Source organism: Streptomyces bobili (assembly GCF_002154575.1).
Classification (GTDB): domain Bacteria; phylum Actinomycetota; class Actinomycetes; order Streptomycetales; family Streptomycetaceae; genus Streptomyces; species Streptomyces bobili.
Map to the genome: position 1 here is coordinate 1 of NZ_MUBA01000786.1, position 1,513 is coordinate 1,513.

Sequence of the window (1,513 nt, forward strand, 5' to 3'; positions counted from 1 at the left end):
GCGGCAGGGGGTGCCGGCGTGGCGGTACCGGCGGCGGGGAACGCCGTCGCTCCCGCGCGTCGCCGGGGCTTGGGCGCCTTCTGCGCTCCCGCGACGGGTACGACCGTGCCGGCCACGATGGCCGGGCCCCCCGTCGCGCCACCCGGCAGGCCGCTGGGAGCGGGGCCGGGCGGCGCCGAGTGGCCCGCCGGAACCGCCGCAGGTCCCTGCGTCAGCTGCGCGGGGGGAGCGGTGGGCGCCGTGACCGGGAGCGCGGCGGCGCCGAACAGCGGGGCCGGGCTGTGCATCTCGTACCACATCTGCTGGGCCTCGGCGGGCTGGATGTGGCCCGCTTCGACGAGGTCCCGCAGCATGCGGCCCTTCTGCTCCACCGCCACGTCGTGCCGCTGGCCCAGTTCACGCATGATCTCGTGGAGCTTCGACGGGTCCTGAGCGATGAGTTCGACCAGCAGGCCGCCCTCGCCGCGAGCCGCCGCCAGCAGTGCTTCCCTGCGCTTGGTCTGGAGTTCCTGGTCGAGAGTGTGCTCGGTCATCGCCACGGCGTGCCCCGCGACGGCGAGCTGCTTGTCGAAGTCGCGCTGCTTGAGCGCTCGCAGCTGGCCGGCAGCGGCCTCGTCGAGGTAGATCCGCACGATGAGGGAGTCCACGGTGAGGCCGGTCGCCAGCCGGTGCGGCCGACTGCACAGCGACCCCCGTACGAACCCGGCGAACTCCTCCATCCGCTCGATCCCGTACCGCGCGGCGTGCGGCCAGAGCAGGTCGCGCATCGCCACGCACACCGCGTCCCGCCCGTCGCCGACGGAGCGGATGCCGCGGCGGACGACCTCCGCCGCCTCGGAGACCTTCCAGCGGGCCTCGAACGCGGCCTGGAAGTGGAATCCGCCGGTGCCGCTCTGCAGTGGCTCCGACCAGCTCACCGTGTGGTCCGAGAGGTCCACCTCGTAGCGGTAGCGGTAGCGCAGAGAGCCGAACGCCGTGGGTTTGCGCGGCAGTTCGGTCAGTTCGCCTTCCTCGCTGCTGAACAGGATGGCCTGCCCCGGGCGTACCGAGCCGCCCCGGTCCGACATGCTCACGGGCAGTGGGCCGGTGAAGAGGGATTGCTGTGGTGCTTCGTGCGGTGTCACGGTGAGCCGCTCCCTGCGTCGAGACGGGCGAGTAGACGGTGGCCGGAACGCGGTGCGCTGCGTCCCGCGGTGCCGCGGATCCAACCGTCGGCCAGGTGCCGAAGGATCACTCGGGTACGCCGGTCGCCGGCCGCGTCGGCCAGCAGCACCGCGAGAGCCGCGCGTCCGCGCGGGTCGTGGTCGACCAGACGGGCCCAGTCGGTGAGGACGTCGTGCGCCATGCCATAGGTGAGCGCCGAGTTGACCGTCTGGCGCCACAGGGCGGCGATGTCCGCCCGCTGCACCGGATCGTGCGTGGTGGCGGCGAGCAGCGCCGGCCACAGGGGCGCTCCGGGCGGCGCGGGCCGGCCGGCGGGGGACGGGGGCGGCGGGCCGACCAGGTCGGCCCG

1 protein-coding gene and 1 pseudogene are annotated in these 1,513 nt (G+C 74.2%); both read right to left on the reverse strand.

All coding sequences use genetic code 11. The features are described 5' to 3' along the window. Nucleotides 1–1,124 (reverse strand): annotated as a pseudogene (locus tag BZL64_RS37615) (hypothetical protein); the annotation flags it as partial. After that, on the reverse strand, nucleotides 1,121–1,513 hold a 393-nt coding region (locus tag BZL64_RS40035), incomplete at its 5' end, for a hypothetical protein (RefSeq protein WP_208639612.1). The gene BZL64_RS40035 and the pseudogene BZL64_RS37615, both read right to left, overlap by 4 nt.